This is a genomic window from Shewanella sp. 4t3-1-2LB (assembly GCF_017368415.1).
In the GTDB taxonomy this organism is placed as follows: domain Bacteria; phylum Pseudomonadota; class Gammaproteobacteria; order Enterobacterales; family Shewanellaceae; genus Shewanella; species Shewanella fodinae.
Genome location: NZ_JAFNJD010000048.1, coordinates 22,204 through 37,688, shown reverse-complemented (window position 1 = coordinate 37,688; position 15,485 = coordinate 22,204). Strand labels below are relative to the sequence as shown.

Sequence of the window (15,485 nt, the reverse complement as noted above, 5' to 3'; positions counted from 1 at the left end):
GATTAATGGTAAAGACAAAATGACCATTCATAAATGGTAAAATTGTCCATAAATGGATTTACAACCAATCATATGTGACATGGATCTCTTTTTGTGACAAGGCCAAGGTGGCTAACGGCGCGGTTAAACGGTAACTGCGACAAAATTACCCATACTAATAGTGTGGTAAAATGAGGGGTGTATCACAAATTTGTTGTTAATATCAGTGCGTATGACAAAACGGCTAAGATGACTAATTGAAGAGAGCAACAGCGGTAAGCATTTCTGAGCTTTATGGCTGACGGATTTGAATGGCCTTCATGCCTGCCACTCATGACGGCTTTGTGTTCGTCACACTATTGAGGAGATAAAACTGGTAACACTATATGCTCCGCGGGCGTTGTGTGGCTTTATCCGCTTTGTAGCGTTTTGGCGTATGTTCACCTGCAACCTTTGTTCTAGATGTTAGGCACGTTGATTTTGCTATAATAGAGAGTTTTCCGCTAACGGTGGCGATGAAGCTTGCCTTCAGGCTTAACTATACTGGGTGTTGGGTGCCATAGGGTTAAGCCACTCTGGGTTACGGCGTTGCTCCATTGTCTGCTTAACGTTGAGGCGTTTTGTACAGGCCTACCGAAGGGTAAGCCTGTTCCGTTTCAGTAGGATCAATGACCTACATGGTCGATCATTTGTAGCAACTGCATTCTGACCGCATCTGGGGTTTGGCTGTCCCAATAACCCAGGAGCCACGCTATAAGCGGCAGAAAGAACATGATGGTGAGTACCCCCAGCATCAGTGAGCGTGCAGACACTGCATGATTGCCCGGTAACGCAAAACCAAGTGCTTCTTTCTTAGGACAGGCAGCAACACAACGCATACAGGCCTGGCACTCGTCGCTACGAACGGTTGTTTTAGTGTGAACAATAATATTAGCTGGGCAGGCCCGGGTACACTTGTCACATTTCATGCCTTTGCTCAGCAAACAAGCGGAATGATTTCGGCGGATTTTCAGAGGGCTCAGGAAACTCAGTAGTCCAAGGATGGCACCATAAGGACACAGATAGCGACAAAATCCCTGACGCCGCCATGAAGCAATCATCAGAATTAAGGCAAAGCAGCATAAGGTGATCAATCCAGGCGTAAGAAAGAACAGTGCCATCTTGAGGTCGGCAATTTTATGGTAGCTGCCTTGCAAATAATTGGGAATTCCCATCGCTGGCATCCCAACAACCAAGTAGATGAAAGCGGCTAATAAAAGGTACTTAAGCATACGGAGCGGCCAGTCAAGCCATCTTGGCGGCATCAGCTCTTCTTTGACAAAACGTTTCCGCAGCCGATACAACTGCTCTCCGGCCAGTCCGATAGGGCAGGCCCAGCCACAGAATGCCCGTTTGCATAATATGCCAGTGAGTAACACTATTCCCAACATAATCGCTGCTGCGGGATGGGTTTGATCCCACAGCCCTAGCGACACAATGCCCTTAACTTCAATAGCTCCGGCTATTGGTAGAAACGCGTCTACCACGTTGGGACGACTGACCACAGGCGTCATTCCGGCTTTAAGCATTAGGCTATTTATGGTGTATTGCACCGCAACAATCAACAGCGCCAATGCGATAAAGTGTTGGCAAGCAGCGCGTAATTCATTGATCCGTACATCGCCCTTGGCGAGGGCTGGTTTGCGCCACTGTAGTAATGCCAAGCCAGCAATTGCCAACAGCGTACCTGCCAACAGCACCGGACTGGCACTGATTGCTAATGCTATTAGTAAAGACACTGCTGCAGCAACAGCACCATAACGTTTACCCGCCCACCACAACTGACTGGCACCATAAAGGAGTGCCAACATCAAGGTGACGGATTCGGTGATAGTCATTTGATTTCCTACATCTGAAAGTCTGTGCTTATTGTGAAAGTGTGGTCGTTAGATAGTTGCATCTGATTTGTAGGATTTGTGCGCCAGATCCAACAACGTTAATCTGTTAGCGAAAATTCGTGTGCCGACTCACACAGATGGATAGTCCAGAAAAAGCTAAAATAAGACATTAAAAATCCTGTCATAGCGTGACGTGACAATGATATTCCGCTATTCCCGCTGAAACGGATATGTTAAAATTATGTAATTTATTTATTGGGGTACCGATGCGGAACTATAGAAAAATCATTAGCAAAGCGCTCTGGTTTTTGTTGGTATTATTTTATTTTTATACTACTTATGAAGTAGTAGAGTATCTGCAACGCAGCTACAGCCGAGATATCACGGAAGATCGCGCAGGCGATTTGTCACGGCAATTGGCATTGGTACGCTATCGTCTAGAGGCTTCTGTCTCCTCGGAGATCTTTCAGGCCAATGCGCTGGCATCTTATATCTCGGTGAGTCCGCACTCGACACCACAACAATGGCTGCCATTGGCTCGGGATATCAGTCGCAAAGCTATCCATATCCGTAATATTGCAGTAGCCCCCAACGATGTTATCAGTTTTGTTTTTCCTCTGGCCGGCAATGAAAAGGTCCTGGGCTTGGATTTTCGAGAGAAACCAGAGCAATGGCGTACCGTGCAGCTAGCCCGCGAACAACAAAACATTTTTGTTGCGGGACCACAGCGCTTATTGCAGGGCGGAGAAGGGATTATTGCACGTATTCCGATTTTTGCTGATCCACCTTTCAATACCCAGTATTGGGGCGTCTGCAGTATCGTCCTTGATTGGAACAGATTGCTGCACGATGCTGGCAGTGACTCATTCCCCACCGATATTGAACTGGCAATGCGTGGCGTTGATGGACAGGGATTACAAGGCGCAGTGTTCTATGGCGAGCCTCAAGTGTTTACCAAGCCGCTGCGCACGGAGACGGTGAATCTGGTGAGTGGTACTTGGCAGTTAGCCATCATGGCCAAGCCGAGCAAGTCTTGGGAACTGTGGTTGCGTAGTAACCTCGTGCGCTTGTTGGGTTACACGCTTTCAGCGGTATTGTTTATAGCGGTTATTTTGCTGCTCAATGCCTATCGCAATGCTCGTCGCTACTCTTATGAGGATGTGCTGACCAAGATCAGTAATCGGCGCCGGGCGATACAGATGCTAGATAAATTGCAGAAACATGGTAGCTATTTTTGCATCCTTAATATTGATTTGAATAACTTTAAACAGATTAACGACACATTCGGTCATGTGGCTGGTGATGCCTTGCTGATAGAAATTGCTACCCGGCTTGAACGGGAGTTGCGGGGAAGCGACATGGTAGCGCGGATCGGCGGTGATGAATTTTTGGTGATCTTGCCACGGATCTCTGATACCAATAGCGTTCTTGCAATTCAGCAAAAAATAATGACTCAGGTTTGCGCACCGGACTTTGTTTGGCAGGGGATTACTCTGCCAATACAGATGAGTATGGGCTCAGCTTGTTATCCGGTAGATGCCGATAATATTGAGGAGTTACTCCATATTGCTGATCGCGCCATGTATACAGATAAACAACAACACCGACAATGCGAGATGAGATAACGCCAATTAAAAAGTTATCAGCTGAGACCAAGATTTCGTTGCTAGCTCTCGCTTAAATCCACTAAATACCGCCAACTCATCAATAACAGCTCGTTATAACCAGATGCGATAGGCGCAGCGGCGAGCACCTTGCAGAATATGCTCGGTACGTTCGACGTTAGCCCCGAGTACGGCACTAAACACTTCTCGTTCTGCACGACAAAACCCTTGGCAAGTGGCTGCCGCAGCGCAAATCGGACAATGATTTTCGAGCAACAGAAAGCTACCATCATCTACTTGTTGCCAATCTGCCATATAGCCTTCGCGGGTGCGGATTTCTGTCAGTCGCTGTAAACGCTCTTGTAGTGTTGTTGCACCTATCATCGCTTGCTGATAGCTATCACGGGTTAATGCCTCGCGGCCAGAGATCAGCTTATCTAATGCCTGTTCACCTAATGACGAGCGGATCAGCGTAAGCAGTTGTACGGTTAGATCGGCGTGAGCATCTGGAAAGCGAGCATGACCCTGCGCAGTGAGTTTCCAATACTGCACCGGACGGCCAACACCCTGTGACACAGATTTTGCTTCAACCAGTTGCTCTTTCGCTAGCTTAACAAACTGCTGGCGGGCGGCTTCGCTAGTGGTGCCCAGAATATTCCCTGCATCACTGGCTTGCATTTCTCCTCGCGTTTTAAGCAGTAGCAGCAATCGCTCTGCAACACTTGGTTTTATTGTGTTGTGATGCACTTCATTTGAATTTTCCAAGTTATTTCCTGACATATTGTCTCCACAGGCTTTAGATTGCCCTTGATTTAGTATTCCAAGATATTTCTTGTTTAATATTACCATATTCGTGATGCACCACAACAAGGCTGGTGTTCCAGCGATACAAAGGGATTTAGGTATGTCAGAGCATCAAAGCGGTTGGAGCGAGTTATTCAGTGACAAGAACCGAGGCAGTGCGGTTGCGCTTAGCGCTGGCGTGGCGTTGTATGCCACCAACAGTTATATCGTCATCACTATTTTACCCTCTGTTGTGCAGGATATTGGCGGTTTGGCGTGGTATGCGTGGAATATGACATTGTTTGTGGTCTGTTCGATTCTTGGTGCGGCACTGTCGGCACACCTGATGCGTAAAGCGGGGCCTCGCGGCAGTTATCTGACTGCAACTAGTATCTTCATGGTTGGCTCGGCGTTATGCGCCATGGCACCCACTATGCAGATGCTGTTGCTGGGGCGAGCGATTCAAGGATTAGGCGGAGGGTTTCTGTTCGCACTCTCCTACGCCATGATCAACCTGGTATTTAAAGAATCGCTGTGGCCACGTGCGATGGCACTAATTTCTGCTATGTGGGGCATTGCGACGTTAGTCGGTCCGGCGATTGGCGGCATTTTTGCTCAGCTGCATGCATGGCGTTATGCTTTCGGCCTGCTGGTGCCGGTGACCCTGTTGTTTGGGGGATTAGTGTGGCGTACTTTACCGGCGCAACAGGTAAAATCATCGTCGGCAGATCCTCTTCCACTGACACAACTGATTTTACTGACCAGCGCGGTGCTGGTGGTGTCGGCGGGGAGTTTGTCGGTGCATGGTTGGGTGAATCTTGGTGCCATTGTAGTTGTCATGCTAATGATGTTGTTATTGCGCCAGCAGGAATTTACCGCCAAGGTTCGCCTGTTGCCGCGTAATGCGCTCTCACTTTCCTCACCGTTGTGCTGGTTGTATATGACGATGACGTTGCTGATGGTAGGGCTGAGCTGTGAAATCTACGTGCCTTATATGCTACAACATCTGCACGGGCAGGCCCCATTGGCCGCTGGTTACATTACCGCAGCGGCCGCTGCTGGCTGGACGTTGAGTGAAATGACCAGTTCGGGCTGGACGGGGCACCGTGTCAATCAGTCGATTATCTCTGGCCCAGCTATTCTGGCAGTTGGACTACTGTTATTGTTGGCATCCGTTCCGGCGGTTTTCGGTCCATCGTGGTTCAACTTGAGCGGTATTATTTTGGGCCTGACAATGGCTGGCTTCGGTATTGGTCTGGGCTGGCCTCATCTGTTGACCCATGTATTACAACTGGCCGATGCGCAGGAGAAAGAAACCGCCGGGGCCTCGATTACACTGGTGCAATCTTTTGCCGCAGCGTTGGGGGCTGCACTGGCTGGAACCGTAGCTAATCTTGCAGGTGTTAACAGTGCTGAACCTGGCGCGACCGGTAATGCGGCATTCTGGCTATTTTTGTCCTTTATTATTCCATCTGGGCTAGGCGTTTTCACCGCTTTGCAGGCGGTGAAAAAACGCCGCAATACTCATCTGCCGCCAGTGTCTCAAGGCTCCATGTGAGCGATGAATTTATTGGATTCATCAATGGAACGGTTCATCTCTTTCATCAACGATGAAATATCGGTTTGCAGGTTAGCAAACTCGCCTTTAATCGAGGCAATGGTCTGAGCGTTGAGATTGTGTTTTAGGAAGAGCATGTTGTCCTTCATGGCCGTCAGTACCGGGGCCATTTTACTTTCGGCGCGGCGCATGCTTTTAAGCATCTGCGTGTAGGACTTTTGTGTTTGATTCAACTTACTCTGGCTCTTCTGGCGAAGGCTGGCTTTGCTGATTTCACCGATTTCATCCTGCCATTCATCAAAAAGTGCATCCGCTACGCTTTCCACTTTATTGATGCGATCGCTGACTTTATCCGCCGCTGATTGCGCTGATTCATATTCGTCTTTGGCTTTGTTATAGGCTTCTTCTAAGTCTCCGCCATCGTGGTGCAGTAGCGCTTGCATCTCGGCTAACGCAGAGCTGAACTGCTTTTGTGCGTCTTGCTGAGATGCTTGAGCATCTTTGACGCGATCTACCATGATATCGCGCTTGTGATACCCCATTTTTTCCATGGCGCCATAGTAGGCAGACTGACAACCTCCCAGCAGTAACATCAGGCTTATCAGACTGCTGCTAATTAATACTTTCATCAGGCGTTCCCCTATATTCAGGCTCGAAATTTGGCCGCATCAATGATGCTCCATAGATGGGCAATCGCCCCGATTATCGGTGGCACGACTAGCCACCACAGGGAATATCCTACGACTGTGATAACGAAAAACAGCAATGCTGCCAGAATACGTCCTTGAATCAGTTGTCCTAATCCTGGGAAAAAGACATTTACTAGCGCTGCAATAACGTTGCCAGCAGATCCTTGTTGTGCCATCAAATATCTCCTCAGTTTCCGATATAAAATGCCAGGCGCTTTTTATGCCGGGATTTTGTAATCTGTTTGTTATTGTACGAAGATATCAACATAAGTCATCCAACAATCATGATCACTGTGAAATCTCAGTTAAGTTTGCAAAGAACCTCGGCTATTGTCCGTAGCATTTGGCGTTATGTTCTGCACGTCAAAAGCCGCGTTTTGAATGATCAAATTAACATCCGCGCCGGTCACCTAGCTTACGTTACCTTGTTGTCGCTGGTACCTATGGTGGCAGTGACCATGTCAATGTTGTCTGCTTTCCCGGTATTTAAAGGGGTTCGTAAAGAGATAGAAAATTTTATCTATCAGAATTTTCTTCCCGCCGCTGGCGACACGGTACAGGTGTATATTAACCAGTTTGTTGGCAATGCTTCCAAGGGCACCGCCATTGGTATTGGGGCCTTGATGGTGGTGGCGATAATGCTGATCTCGGCGATCGATAAGGCGCTGAACTATATCTGGGGCAATCGCACCAAACGGCCACTGGTGCTGTCATTCTCCATGTACTGGATGATCCTGACATTAGGCCCCATCCTGATTGGTGCCAGCTTGGCGGCGACCTCTTATGTGGTATCGCTGAAGATCTTTAATGAAGCCGATACTTACGGAGTCGGTGCGTTTTTTGTGGCTCGTTTACCTTTTCTGTTTTCTGTGGCGACCTTTTTACTGCTATACACAGTCGTCCCAAACCAAAAAGTGCAGTTGTTACACGCGTTGCTGGGCGCAATTGTTGCTGCTTTGCTGTTTGAAGCGGGTAAAAAGGGCTTCGCTTTTTACGTGACCCATTTTCCAACCTATGAAGCCATTTATGGTGCGCTGGCAACCATTCCTATTCTGTTCCTGTGGGTTTATCTGTCGTGGATGATAGTGTTGTTAGGGGCAGAGATAACCGCGTCTTTACCTGAGTATCTGCAAACGCTGCAACGGGTTGCGGACAGCGATGATTCTCACGATGAGCCGCGTTGAACCGCTATCACGGCAATGGCTGGATGTCGGCGATGGTCACCTGTTACATCTGTTGCAATATGGCAATCCTGATGGCATTCCGCTGCTGTTTCTCCATGGCGGCCCAGGCAGTGGTTGTCATACCAGCGATTTGGCGCTGTTTGATCTGCAGCGTTTCCGGGTGCTGTTGTTGGATCAGCGTGGTGCCGGTCAGTCGCAACCTTCAGGCTGGTTGGTTCATAACGATGTATTGCACCTGCTGACCGATATTGAACGCTTACGGCATTGGTTGGGACTTGAACGCTGGTGCTTGGCCGGTGGGTCATTCGGTGCAACTCTGGGGCTTATCTATGGTGGACTGTGTCCGCAAACAATACTAGCGCAGTGTTACTGGGGCGTATTTGTGCCTTCAACGGCTGGCCGTAGTTGGCTCTATGGTAGTCAGGGCGCCGCCAAACGTTTCCCTGTTGATTACCGTGGTTGGCGGGATGCTGTCAGTGGCGCAAGTGAAACTGAATTATTACAAGCATATGCGCAGGCGTTACAAACCGAAGAGCGTGCGGTTGCTGCGTGGTGTCGTTGGGAACGAATTCTGGCGCATCCTTGGACATTATTACCTGCAGACTATTCAATGGCTGAGCGCAGTAGTGCATTGATAGAAAATCATTTTGCCTGTAATCATTACTTCGAAGCCTATACCTTGATGCGTGCCACACTCAAACGTTGGCCGCAATCAACGCAGTTGCTGCAGGGAGAAGAGGATTGGGTATGCCCGACTTTTTTATTGCAGCAACTGCTAGCCGAACAGCAACCTTCTGTTACGTTGCAACTTATTCGTGGTGGGCATCATTCGTTGCTGGACACTAGGATGCAACAGGCGGTAATTGCTGCCATCGCACAAATGGCCGACAATATTGAGCCATTAATGACAACAGGAGTGACTGAGTGATAGCGTTGATCCAACGGGTGACACAGGCGAGTGTGACCGTCGACGAACAAGTGACAGGCCGCATTGGTAAAGGGCTGTTGGTACTGCTGGGGGTTGAGCACCAGGACGACGCAGCCACTGTGGCCAAATTGGCACATAAGGTGATGCATTACCGGGTATTCAGCGATGAACAGGGCAAGATGAATCTCAATGTTGCGCAGGTTGGTGGCAGTTTATTGGTTGTGTCGCAATTTACCTTGGCGGCCGATACCAGCCGTGGGTTACGCCCTAGTTTCTCTAGTGCCGCAGTACCAGCTAAGGCTGACGAGTTGTATCAGGCTTTCATTTGTTACTGTCGCGATGCTGGAATACAGGTAGAGACTGGTAGTTTTGCGGCTGACATGCAGGTGGCCCTGATCAACGATGGCCCAGTGACTTTTAGTCTGCAGGCGTAGCTTATTACCGCCACTATTTTTCTATTTAATCGAAAAAAATCTCATATTTTATCCGCTTTTTATCTAATTTATCTGCCTATAAACTGGCTCCATCAACTTAGGGAGTGTTCCCCAAGCCATTATCCAAAAACAGCGGAGTGAATTATGAGTAAGGTTTTAGTATTGAAATCCAGCATTCTCGGTGGCTATTCACAGTCAGGACTGTTGCTGGATTACCTGGCAGCATCCTGGAAAGAAAAGGGTGCGACTCTCAATGTGCGTGACCTGGCGGAAGAAGCCCTGCCTGTGCTTGATGGGGAGCTGGCTGGCGGTTTACGCGGCGGTGATAATCTGACTCCTCGTCAGCAGGATATTCTGGCGCTGTCTGATAAGCTGGTTAAAGAGATCAAAGATAGCGATACGCTGGTGATTGCGGCTCCTATGTACAACTTCACCATCCCGGTGCAACTAAAAGCCTGGATTGATCTGGTTGCGCGCGCTGGCGTGACTTTCCGTTACACCGCGTCTGGTGCAGAAGGTTTGTTAACCGGTAAACGCGCGGTTATCGTGACTACTCGCGGTGGTATTCATAAAGGTTCTGCCGTGGATTTTGTGGTGCCATATCTGCAGACTTTCTTAGGCTTTATCGGGATCACTAACGTGGATGTGGTTTATGCTGAAGCGCTGAACATGGGTGATGAAGCGCATGACCAAGGCATTGCAAATGCCAAAGCGGCCATTGATAAGCTTTCAGTGTAACGGTCAGCGGTCATTTTCCGTGATAGCGTTACCGTAAAGTTATGCGGCCCCGGCTAAGTCCCGGGGCTTTTTTATTAGGCCGCTGGTTGACTGTACAACAAGTCTTGTAACGAACCGCCATTAACAGCACAACCAAAACCATTAGCGCGTAAAATATCACAGCCCATTTGTGCCCGAATGCCAGCGGCACAATAAAGCACAAATGGTTGTTGCTGGTTTTGCTGTTGCTTAATCCAAGTGTCCATCTGGTTCAGCGGTACGTTAACGGCTTGCGACAAGTGGCCTTGTGCAAATTCAGCCGGGGAACGCACGTCTAATATCTGGGCACCTTGGCGGATCAGCTCCCAACAGGTGTTGGCAGCTACAATGCCGGAGTAGCGGGAAAGTGCGGATTGCAACATAGAATTCCTTAATCATTAGATTTAATTTAATAAGATTAATCTAATGTTTTGTGAATCACAAGTTGTATGAAAAACAATCTATAACGACAAAGCTACCCATGCCAGACGCGGAAAATCAGCGATGTCAGTGGCTAAAATACAGTGACTATTTAAAGGCACCCCTTGTTCCAACGAACTGGTGTTTTGGCGCTCTTCTAATATTCTTGGGGGAATAGTGCTTTAATCATGGTTGAACAGCTGTAATATTTCCTGTCGCAGCAATTTGCCCTCGGGGTTTGTTGGGATTTTATCAACATAGAGCCAGTGGCGTGGTAGGGTAACGCGTTCAAACTGAGTCAGTAAGTGAGCTTTCAATCCATTGTTGATACTGAGTTTCTCTTCCGCCGCCAGTTGCTGTTTACCGTAGTCTGATAACTCCACTATCGCTCCTAATTGTTGACTTGGCGCTTCCAGCAATACCAGATGACTCCGTTGTACCCAAGGATGGCTATTCAATAGCCCTTCCATCTGGGTCAGCGACAACCGCTTTTCTTCGATTTTCACCGTGCGGTCGAGTCTTCCCTCTAGCCGGAACAAATCTTTATCCACCAGCATGATTTTATCTTCACAGCGTAAGACTTGGTCATTCTCTAGATAGGGTGATCTTAACAGCAGTGCATTATCTGTTGGATCAACATCTAGTACCATGGGGGCAAACGCTCGCCATAGCGTCTTTACGCTATGCTGACGGCGATAGCCAATACCACCAGTTTCAGTCGTGCCATACACTTCAATCGGCAGGCTGCCATAGCATTGACGAATGTTTTGAGCCGTTTCCAGCGATAATGGGCCACCGGAGCTGAAAATAAGACTAGGTGTATGGATTTGCCGTTCAACCCCCAGGGCATCTGCTAAGAGCGACAGTTGTGCCGGGCTACTGACCAGACACAAATTAGGAAATAGCGCAGTGTAATAGCCCAAGGTTTCCGAGTATTCCACCAAATCTGATAGAAATGGGCGGCTGGCTGCTAAAGGCCACAGAATTTTAAAGAGTAGACCATAAATATGCTGGTGGCTGACAGTAGCGATCACGCTGCAATGTGGTAAGTGCTTGGCAAACGTTTGTTCCAGCACTGTCACTTCGGCATCGAGTTGCCTTAGTGTTTTGCGGACCGCTTTGGGGGAACCGCTAGAACCAGAGGTGAACAGTATCAGTTCACCAAAATCGCTGTCCGTGGGGAGTTGCGGCCATGGCGCTAGCGGCTGACTAAACTCTTTTTCCAGCGCAAGGAATGACTTACCTTCACACAAAGGCTGAGGGGCCAATACCGCATCAAATTTATGGGCGAGCTCACTGAGCGTGCCGGATTGAGTATTCGCTGGCAGGATCAGTTGCTTTCCCGCTAGCAGCGCGGCACACAGCCCAACGGCAAATTGGTCACTGCTATCACAGGCAAGCAGCCAGCGCTGTTCACCACTCGCAACCAGCTGTTTATGCAGATGATGGACTTGGGTGGCAAACCGCTCCCCCGTTACAATATCGTGATGGTTGAAGCTGATCAGTTGATGTCCGGATGGACCCTGGCTCAACCAGGATTTCAGTAGCTCTGTCATAACGGTCTCTTACGATCTACTCAGCCAAAAGTGTTGGTATCACAATCATTCACTGCTGTATTGCCTTAACAGGCTTTCTCGTTGGCGATTTATTCCTGTTATATTATCCAAAGTGAGAACAAGGCGCTGGATTAAACTCTTTCACTTATTGATTTAATTCCCCGGCGGTTACCAGATTGTAGGGAGATCCTCAGGGCTTTGGAGAATTGCTCTCTTGACATCAAACCACTAATTTTTAGCCCTTCTCTATGCTATCGAAGCACTGCAGAAGCCTCTATGCCAGCTTCACTAATATTTTCAAAATCATCAAGAGTCAACTACCTAATATTGTCATGTAATTTCATTTACATAACTATTTGCCTACAGAAATGTTTAATTTGTGTGCGAGTTCTCTAAATAGCTGTGCCTAATTGCGCTTCACCCGAGGAAGTTTGGCCTGAAAGGTCGCTATCACTATCATGTTAGTCAAACGGTTAAACCGTTCTTGCATGGCGGGTATTTGTTAACAGACGCTTCTGCTGCTAACAAAAATGCCCATGTGGTCACATGGGCATCTGTCAGTTATTGAGGTAACAGTGGTTGCAGCCGCCGTAAGACTTTCTTGAGCTTCCGGGTATTCTCCGGTCCCATGCGGATCAGCAACTTCTGCGCATCGGGCAGTGCTTCTAATTTGGGGTCGACAAACTTGTAATTAACACTGATGGAGTATAGTTCAATAGGTTCTTCAATAATTGGCGTTGCCAACAGCACTTTAATCGCTTGCTGTAACCGCTGATTAAACGTGATATTGGGGTAACCTAATTCGGTAAAAGCTTTGTCCAGCAGTGGTAACATCTGCTTGTAGGTTGCCAGCAATTGTTCATCATTAAGCCCGCTGACAAAATCAGCGTAGACATCGTATCGGTGATAACTGTCTGGATCTAAATAGGTTTTATTGGTGATATCCGACACGGTAAATTTTTGCGTTGGCGCTTTCATCGGACTGGTTTTACGTGCCAGTTCACCCTGTGCCAGATTGTCAACAAAGACCACAAACTGTCTGACCATGTCATTTTCATTCAATAATGGATTAATATCCATGCCGTCAGACATTTTCACCACTTTGTCATGCACAAATTTATCGCTTTCGGCGAGTGCTGGCAAAGGCTCTGGGGGCGGCGTTGTCGGTGTTGCTACCGCGGGCTGAGTTTGTGGCGTCACAACAGGTTGTGGCTCTGGCTCCGGTACTGGGGCCTCGGTTTGCAACGGTTGTTCTGGTGCGGTATCTGGCAGACTGACCGCTGCTTGTTCCTCACTTTGTTGCGGCGTTTCGTCTCTGGTCAGGTAATACCAACCGCCTCCGGCCAGTACCACTACCAATAGCGCCAGACCCCAGACAATACTGTTGCTACTGGCCACTTGTTTGCCGTGAGTAATTCGGTCTTCTTCATTGACTTGCATAGGATATCCTTTCTTCACCAACAGTGAGGAGCGCCCCCTCATTCTGCAAATTTTGGAGTGGTTGTCCACCCGACTGCCGCAGACGGACAGGTGGAAATTATGTAACAGAATCCTTTGCCGGATATTGTGCGGCAAATTGCGTGAATATCACCTGAACAGCTGCGTTTTTTTGATCAGGCTTGTACATATTGTTGTCTGTCACCCAGCCAGCGCTGGATAATGCCATCAACATTTTCCGGCGCTTGCTGCATTAAATGTTGTGCCAGCTTCTGAATGTGTGGGATCAATGCCTGATCTCGCACCAAATCGGCAACTTTCATTGTTGCCAAACCTGTCTGGCGGGTGCCCAGAACTTCACCTGGACCACGTATTTCCAAATCTTGCTGGGCGATCACAAAGCCATCATTACTTTGTCTGAGCACGCCCAGCCTTTTGGTGGCTGTCAGTGACAGTGGCGGTTGATACAGGAGCACACAATGGCTGGCGATTGCCCCTCGTCCTACTCGCCCCCTTAGCTGATGAAGTTGTGCTAGACCGAGTCGTTCGGGATTTTCTATGATCATTAGGCTGGCATTAGGCACATCCACACCGACTTCTATGACGGTGGTGGCGACTAACAGGTTCAATGTTCCCTGTTTAAAACTGTCCATGACTTGCTGTTTTTCAGTACTTTTCATCCGCCCGTGGACTAGCCCAATCCGCAGTTGTGGCAACGCTGTTTTTAACTCTTCCCAAGTATCTTCCGCTGCCTGGCACTGTAACACCTCTGACTCCTCGATCAAGGTACAGACCCAATAAGCTTGTCGACCATCTTCTTGAGCGGCCTTACGCACTCTCTCAATCACTTCCTGTCGGCGGTTATTGCTAATGGCAACGGTGGTTACTGGGGTTCTCCCAGGCGGCAGTTCATCAATAATGGAAGTATCCAGATCGGCATATGCCGTCATTGCCAGCGTACGAGGAATTGGCGTGGCTGTCATGATCAGTTGATGGGGGTAGTAGCCTTGTGTTGCCCCTTTTTCACGTAGTCCTAAGCGTTGATGCACACCAAATCGATGTTGTTCATCAATGATGATCAAGGCCAGTTTATGAAACTGCACCTGTTCTTGAAAAATCGCATGGGTACCGATGACCATCTGTGCACTGCCATCGGCGATATCCTGCAATGACTGCTCGCGTATTTTGCCTTTGAGTTTACCGGCGAGCCAACCGACTTTTAGCCCTAAAGGTGTAAACCAGCGGTTGAAATTCAGCGCATGTTGTTCCGCCAACAACTCAGTAGGAGCCATCATCGCCACTTGATAGCCATTTTCGATGGCTTGCAGTGCCGCCATTGCCGCAACTAAGGTTTTTCCTGAGCCGACGTCCCCTTGTACCAGTCGCATCATCGGCTGGCTTTTTGCCATATCATGGCCGATATCAGTCACGACTCGCTGTTGCGCAGCGGTTGGCCGGAATGGCAGTGCCTGAAGAAATGGTTGTAATAGCTGGCCTGTAGCAGGCAAGGATACCGCTTTATCATGGTTACTGCGTTGCCGTAACTTCAACATACTGAGGTTGTGGGCCAGCAGTTCTTCTTGCACCAACCGCTGTTGCGCGGGATGCTGTCCTTGCATCAGACCCACTAGATCTACATCGGCAGGTGGCCGATGCAGTATGCGGACTGCGGTCGCTAGGCTTAGCTGATTGGGTCGCAAAGTCTCTGGTATTAACTCTTGTAGACCACCTTCTTGCAGTAATTCCAGTGCCTGGGCACTGAGTTTTATCCAACTGGCCTGTTTCAATCCTTCGGTGGTGGGGTAAATGGGGGTAAGGCTGTCACTGAGTTCTACCGCGTCGCCTTGACGGAAGATTTTGTATTCTGGATGAATGATCTCTGCTTGGTGGTTGCCATGACGTATTTCGCCATAGGCCCGGATCATTAACCCCTGCTGCATGGCGTTACGCTGTGCCGCCGAAAAATTGAAAAAACGTAAGGTCATAGTACCGCTAGCATCTCGCACATTGCACAACAGCATGCGCTTGCGACCATTGACTATCTGGCTCGACTGGATTTCTGCTTCTATGGTGCCATAGTCGCCAGGGCGCAACTCAGCAATTGCGTAAATACGGGTGCGGTCTTCGTAGCGCAGCGGTAGGTGGAACAGCAGATCCTGTACTGTGTGAATTCCCAGCTTATCCAGCTTGCCTGCCATTCTGGCGGCAACGCCTTTCAGCTCGGTGATGGGAATAAGATCCAGTCTCTGCAAAACGTTAGTACCGGATTACTGTGAATTT

General features: G+C 48.7%; 14 protein-coding genes. 6 read left to right on the top strand and 8 right to left on the bottom strand.

The window, feature by feature from the left end; genetic code table 11:
* Positions 1 to 644: 644 nt before the first annotated feature.
* A complete protein-coding gene (locus tag J3L11_RS15820) occupies positions 645 to 1,856 on the bottom strand; it encodes a 4Fe-4S binding protein (RefSeq protein WP_207571632.1) in 1,212 nt (403 codons plus the stop codon).
* Positions 1,857 to 2,122: 266 nt separating this feature from the next.
* On the opposite strand from J3L11_RS15820, the gene J3L11_RS15815 reads away from it, so the two are divergent.
* Entirely contained in the window at positions 2,123 to 3,481 is a 1,359-nt protein-coding gene (locus tag J3L11_RS15815) for a diguanylate cyclase (RefSeq protein ID WP_207571631.1), read from the top strand.
* Positions 3,482 to 3,574: 93 nt separating this feature from the next.
* Here the strand turns inward: J3L11_RS15815 and J3L11_RS15810 are convergent, their stop codons facing one another.
* Positions 3,575 to 4,225: a metalloregulator ArsR/SmtB family transcription factor gene (locus tag J3L11_RS15810; RefSeq protein ID WP_207571630.1), complete on the bottom strand. Its 651-nt coding sequence runs from the start codon at positions 4,223 to 4,225 to the stop codon at positions 3,575 to 3,577.
* A gap of 139 nt (positions 4,226 to 4,364) precedes the next feature.
* On the opposite strand from J3L11_RS15810, the gene J3L11_RS15805 reads away from it, so the two are divergent.
* The gene (locus J3L11_RS15805; RefSeq protein WP_133039992.1) at positions 4,365 to 5,801 is read left to right on the top strand and encodes an MFS transporter; all 1,437 of its coding nucleotides are present in this window, start codon (positions 4,365 to 4,367) and stop codon (positions 5,799 to 5,801) included.
* On the opposite strand, the gene J3L11_RS15800 is transcribed toward J3L11_RS15805, so the two are convergent.
* Positions 5,786 to 6,430 carry a DUF2959 domain-containing protein gene (locus tag J3L11_RS15800; protein WP_133039991.1) on the bottom strand — a complete coding sequence of 215 codons (645 nt, stop codon included), beginning with the start codon at positions 6,428 to 6,430 and terminating at the stop codon, positions 5,786 to 5,788. The two genes, J3L11_RS15805 and J3L11_RS15800, sit on opposite strands and share 16 nt — an antisense overlap.
* A 17-nt stretch (positions 6,431 to 6,447) precedes the next feature.
* Positions 6,448 to 6,666: a hypothetical protein gene (locus J3L11_RS15795; protein WP_133039990.1), complete on the bottom strand. Its 219-nt coding sequence runs from the start codon at positions 6,664 to 6,666 to the stop codon at positions 6,448 to 6,450.
* A 108-nt stretch (positions 6,667 to 6,774) separates the two neighbouring features.
* On the opposite strand from J3L11_RS15795, the gene J3L11_RS15790 reads away from it, so the two are divergent.
* The 4 genes from J3L11_RS15790 (at position 6,775) to J3L11_RS15775 (ending at position 9,774) form a co-directional block, all read left to right on the top strand.
* Positions 6,775 to 7,674 carry a virulence factor BrkB family protein gene (locus J3L11_RS15790; protein ID WP_207571629.1) on the top strand — a complete coding sequence of 300 codons (900 nt, stop codon included), beginning with the start codon at positions 6,775 to 6,777 and terminating at the stop codon, positions 7,672 to 7,674.
* On the top strand, positions 7,661 to 8,602 hold the full coding sequence (locus J3L11_RS15785) for an alpha/beta fold hydrolase (RefSeq protein ID WP_207571628.1): 942 nt from the start codon (positions 7,661 to 7,663) through the stop codon (positions 8,600 to 8,602). The genes J3L11_RS15790 and J3L11_RS15785 overlap by 14 nt, the downstream gene beginning before the upstream one ends.
* Positions 8,599 to 9,036, top strand: coding sequence for a D-aminoacyl-tRNA deacylase (gene dtd / locus J3L11_RS15780; RefSeq protein ID WP_207571627.1), 438 nt, complete (start codon positions 8,599 to 8,601; stop codon positions 9,034 to 9,036). The genes J3L11_RS15785 and dtd overlap by 4 nt, the downstream gene beginning before the upstream one ends.
* 144 nt (positions 9,037 to 9,180) lie before the next feature.
* Positions 9,181 to 9,774 carry an FMN-dependent NADH-azoreductase gene (locus tag J3L11_RS15775; protein ID WP_133039986.1) on the top strand — a complete coding sequence of 198 codons (594 nt, stop codon included), beginning with the start codon at positions 9,181 to 9,183 and terminating at the stop codon, positions 9,772 to 9,774.
* Between the two features lie 74 nt (positions 9,775 to 9,848).
* Here the strand turns inward: J3L11_RS15775 and J3L11_RS15770 are convergent, their stop codons facing one another.
* From J3L11_RS15770 to recG, 4 genes are all read right to left on the bottom strand, one after another.
* Positions 9,849 to 10,175: a rhodanese-like domain-containing protein gene (locus tag J3L11_RS15770; protein ID WP_207571626.1), complete on the bottom strand. Its 327-nt coding sequence runs from the start codon at positions 10,173 to 10,175 to the stop codon at positions 9,849 to 9,851.
* A gap of 219 nt (positions 10,176 to 10,394) precedes the next feature.
* Positions 10,395 to 11,768: a class I adenylate-forming enzyme family protein gene (locus J3L11_RS15765; RefSeq protein ID WP_207571625.1), complete on the bottom strand. Its 1,374-nt coding sequence runs from the start codon at positions 11,766 to 11,768 to the stop codon at positions 10,395 to 10,397.
* Between the two features lie 561 nt (positions 11,769 to 12,329).
* The gene (locus tag J3L11_RS15760) at positions 12,330 to 13,208 is read right to left on the bottom strand and encodes a DUF3014 domain-containing protein (RefSeq protein WP_207571624.1); all 879 of its coding nucleotides are present in this window, start codon (positions 13,206 to 13,208) and stop codon (positions 12,330 to 12,332) included.
* Between the two features lie 173 nt (positions 13,209 to 13,381).
* On the bottom strand, positions 13,382 to 15,457 hold the full coding sequence (recG, locus tag J3L11_RS15755; RefSeq protein WP_207571623.1) for an ATP-dependent DNA helicase RecG: 2,076 nt from the start codon (positions 15,455 to 15,457) through the stop codon (positions 13,382 to 13,384).
* Between the last annotated feature and the right edge of the window lie 28 nt (positions 15,458 to 15,485).

Coding starts and splice junctions, on each gene's coding strand:
- J3L11_RS15820 (WP_207571632.1), bottom strand. CDS start 1,856: ATGACTATCACCGAATCCGTCACCTTGATGTTGGCACTCCTTTATGGT.
- J3L11_RS15815 (WP_207571631.1), top strand. CDS start 2,123: ATGCGGAACTATAGAAAAATCATTAGCAAAGCGCTCTGGTTTTTGTTG.
- J3L11_RS15805 (WP_133039992.1), top strand. CDS start 4,365: ATGTCAGAGCATCAAAGCGGTTGGAGCGAGTTATTCAGTGACAAGAAC.
- J3L11_RS15800 (WP_133039991.1), bottom strand. CDS start 6,430: ATGAAAGTATTAATTAGCAGCAGTCTGATAAGCCTGATGTTACTGCTG.
- J3L11_RS15795 (WP_133039990.1), bottom strand. CDS start 6,666: ATGGCACAACAAGGATCTGCTGGCAACGTTATTGCAGCGCTAGTAAAT.
- J3L11_RS15790 (WP_207571629.1), top strand. CDS start 6,775: ATGATCACTGTGAAATCTCAGTTAAGTTTGCAAAGAACCTCGGCTATT.
- J3L11_RS15785 (WP_207571628.1), top strand. CDS start 7,661: ATGAGCCGCGTTGAACCGCTATCACGGCAATGGCTGGATGTCGGCGAT.
- J3L11_RS15775 (WP_133039986.1), top strand. CDS start 9,181: ATGAGTAAGGTTTTAGTATTGAAATCCAGCATTCTCGGTGGCTATTCA.
- J3L11_RS15770 (WP_207571626.1), bottom strand. CDS start 10,175: ATGTTGCAATCCGCACTTTCCCGCTACTCCGGCATTGTAGCTGCCAAC.
- J3L11_RS15765 (WP_207571625.1), bottom strand. CDS start 11,768: ATGACAGAGCTACTGAAATCCTGGTTGAGCCAGGGTCCATCCGGACAT.
- J3L11_RS15760 (WP_207571624.1), bottom strand. CDS start 13,208: ATGCAAGTCAATGAAGAAGACCGAATTACTCACGGCAAACAAGTGGCC.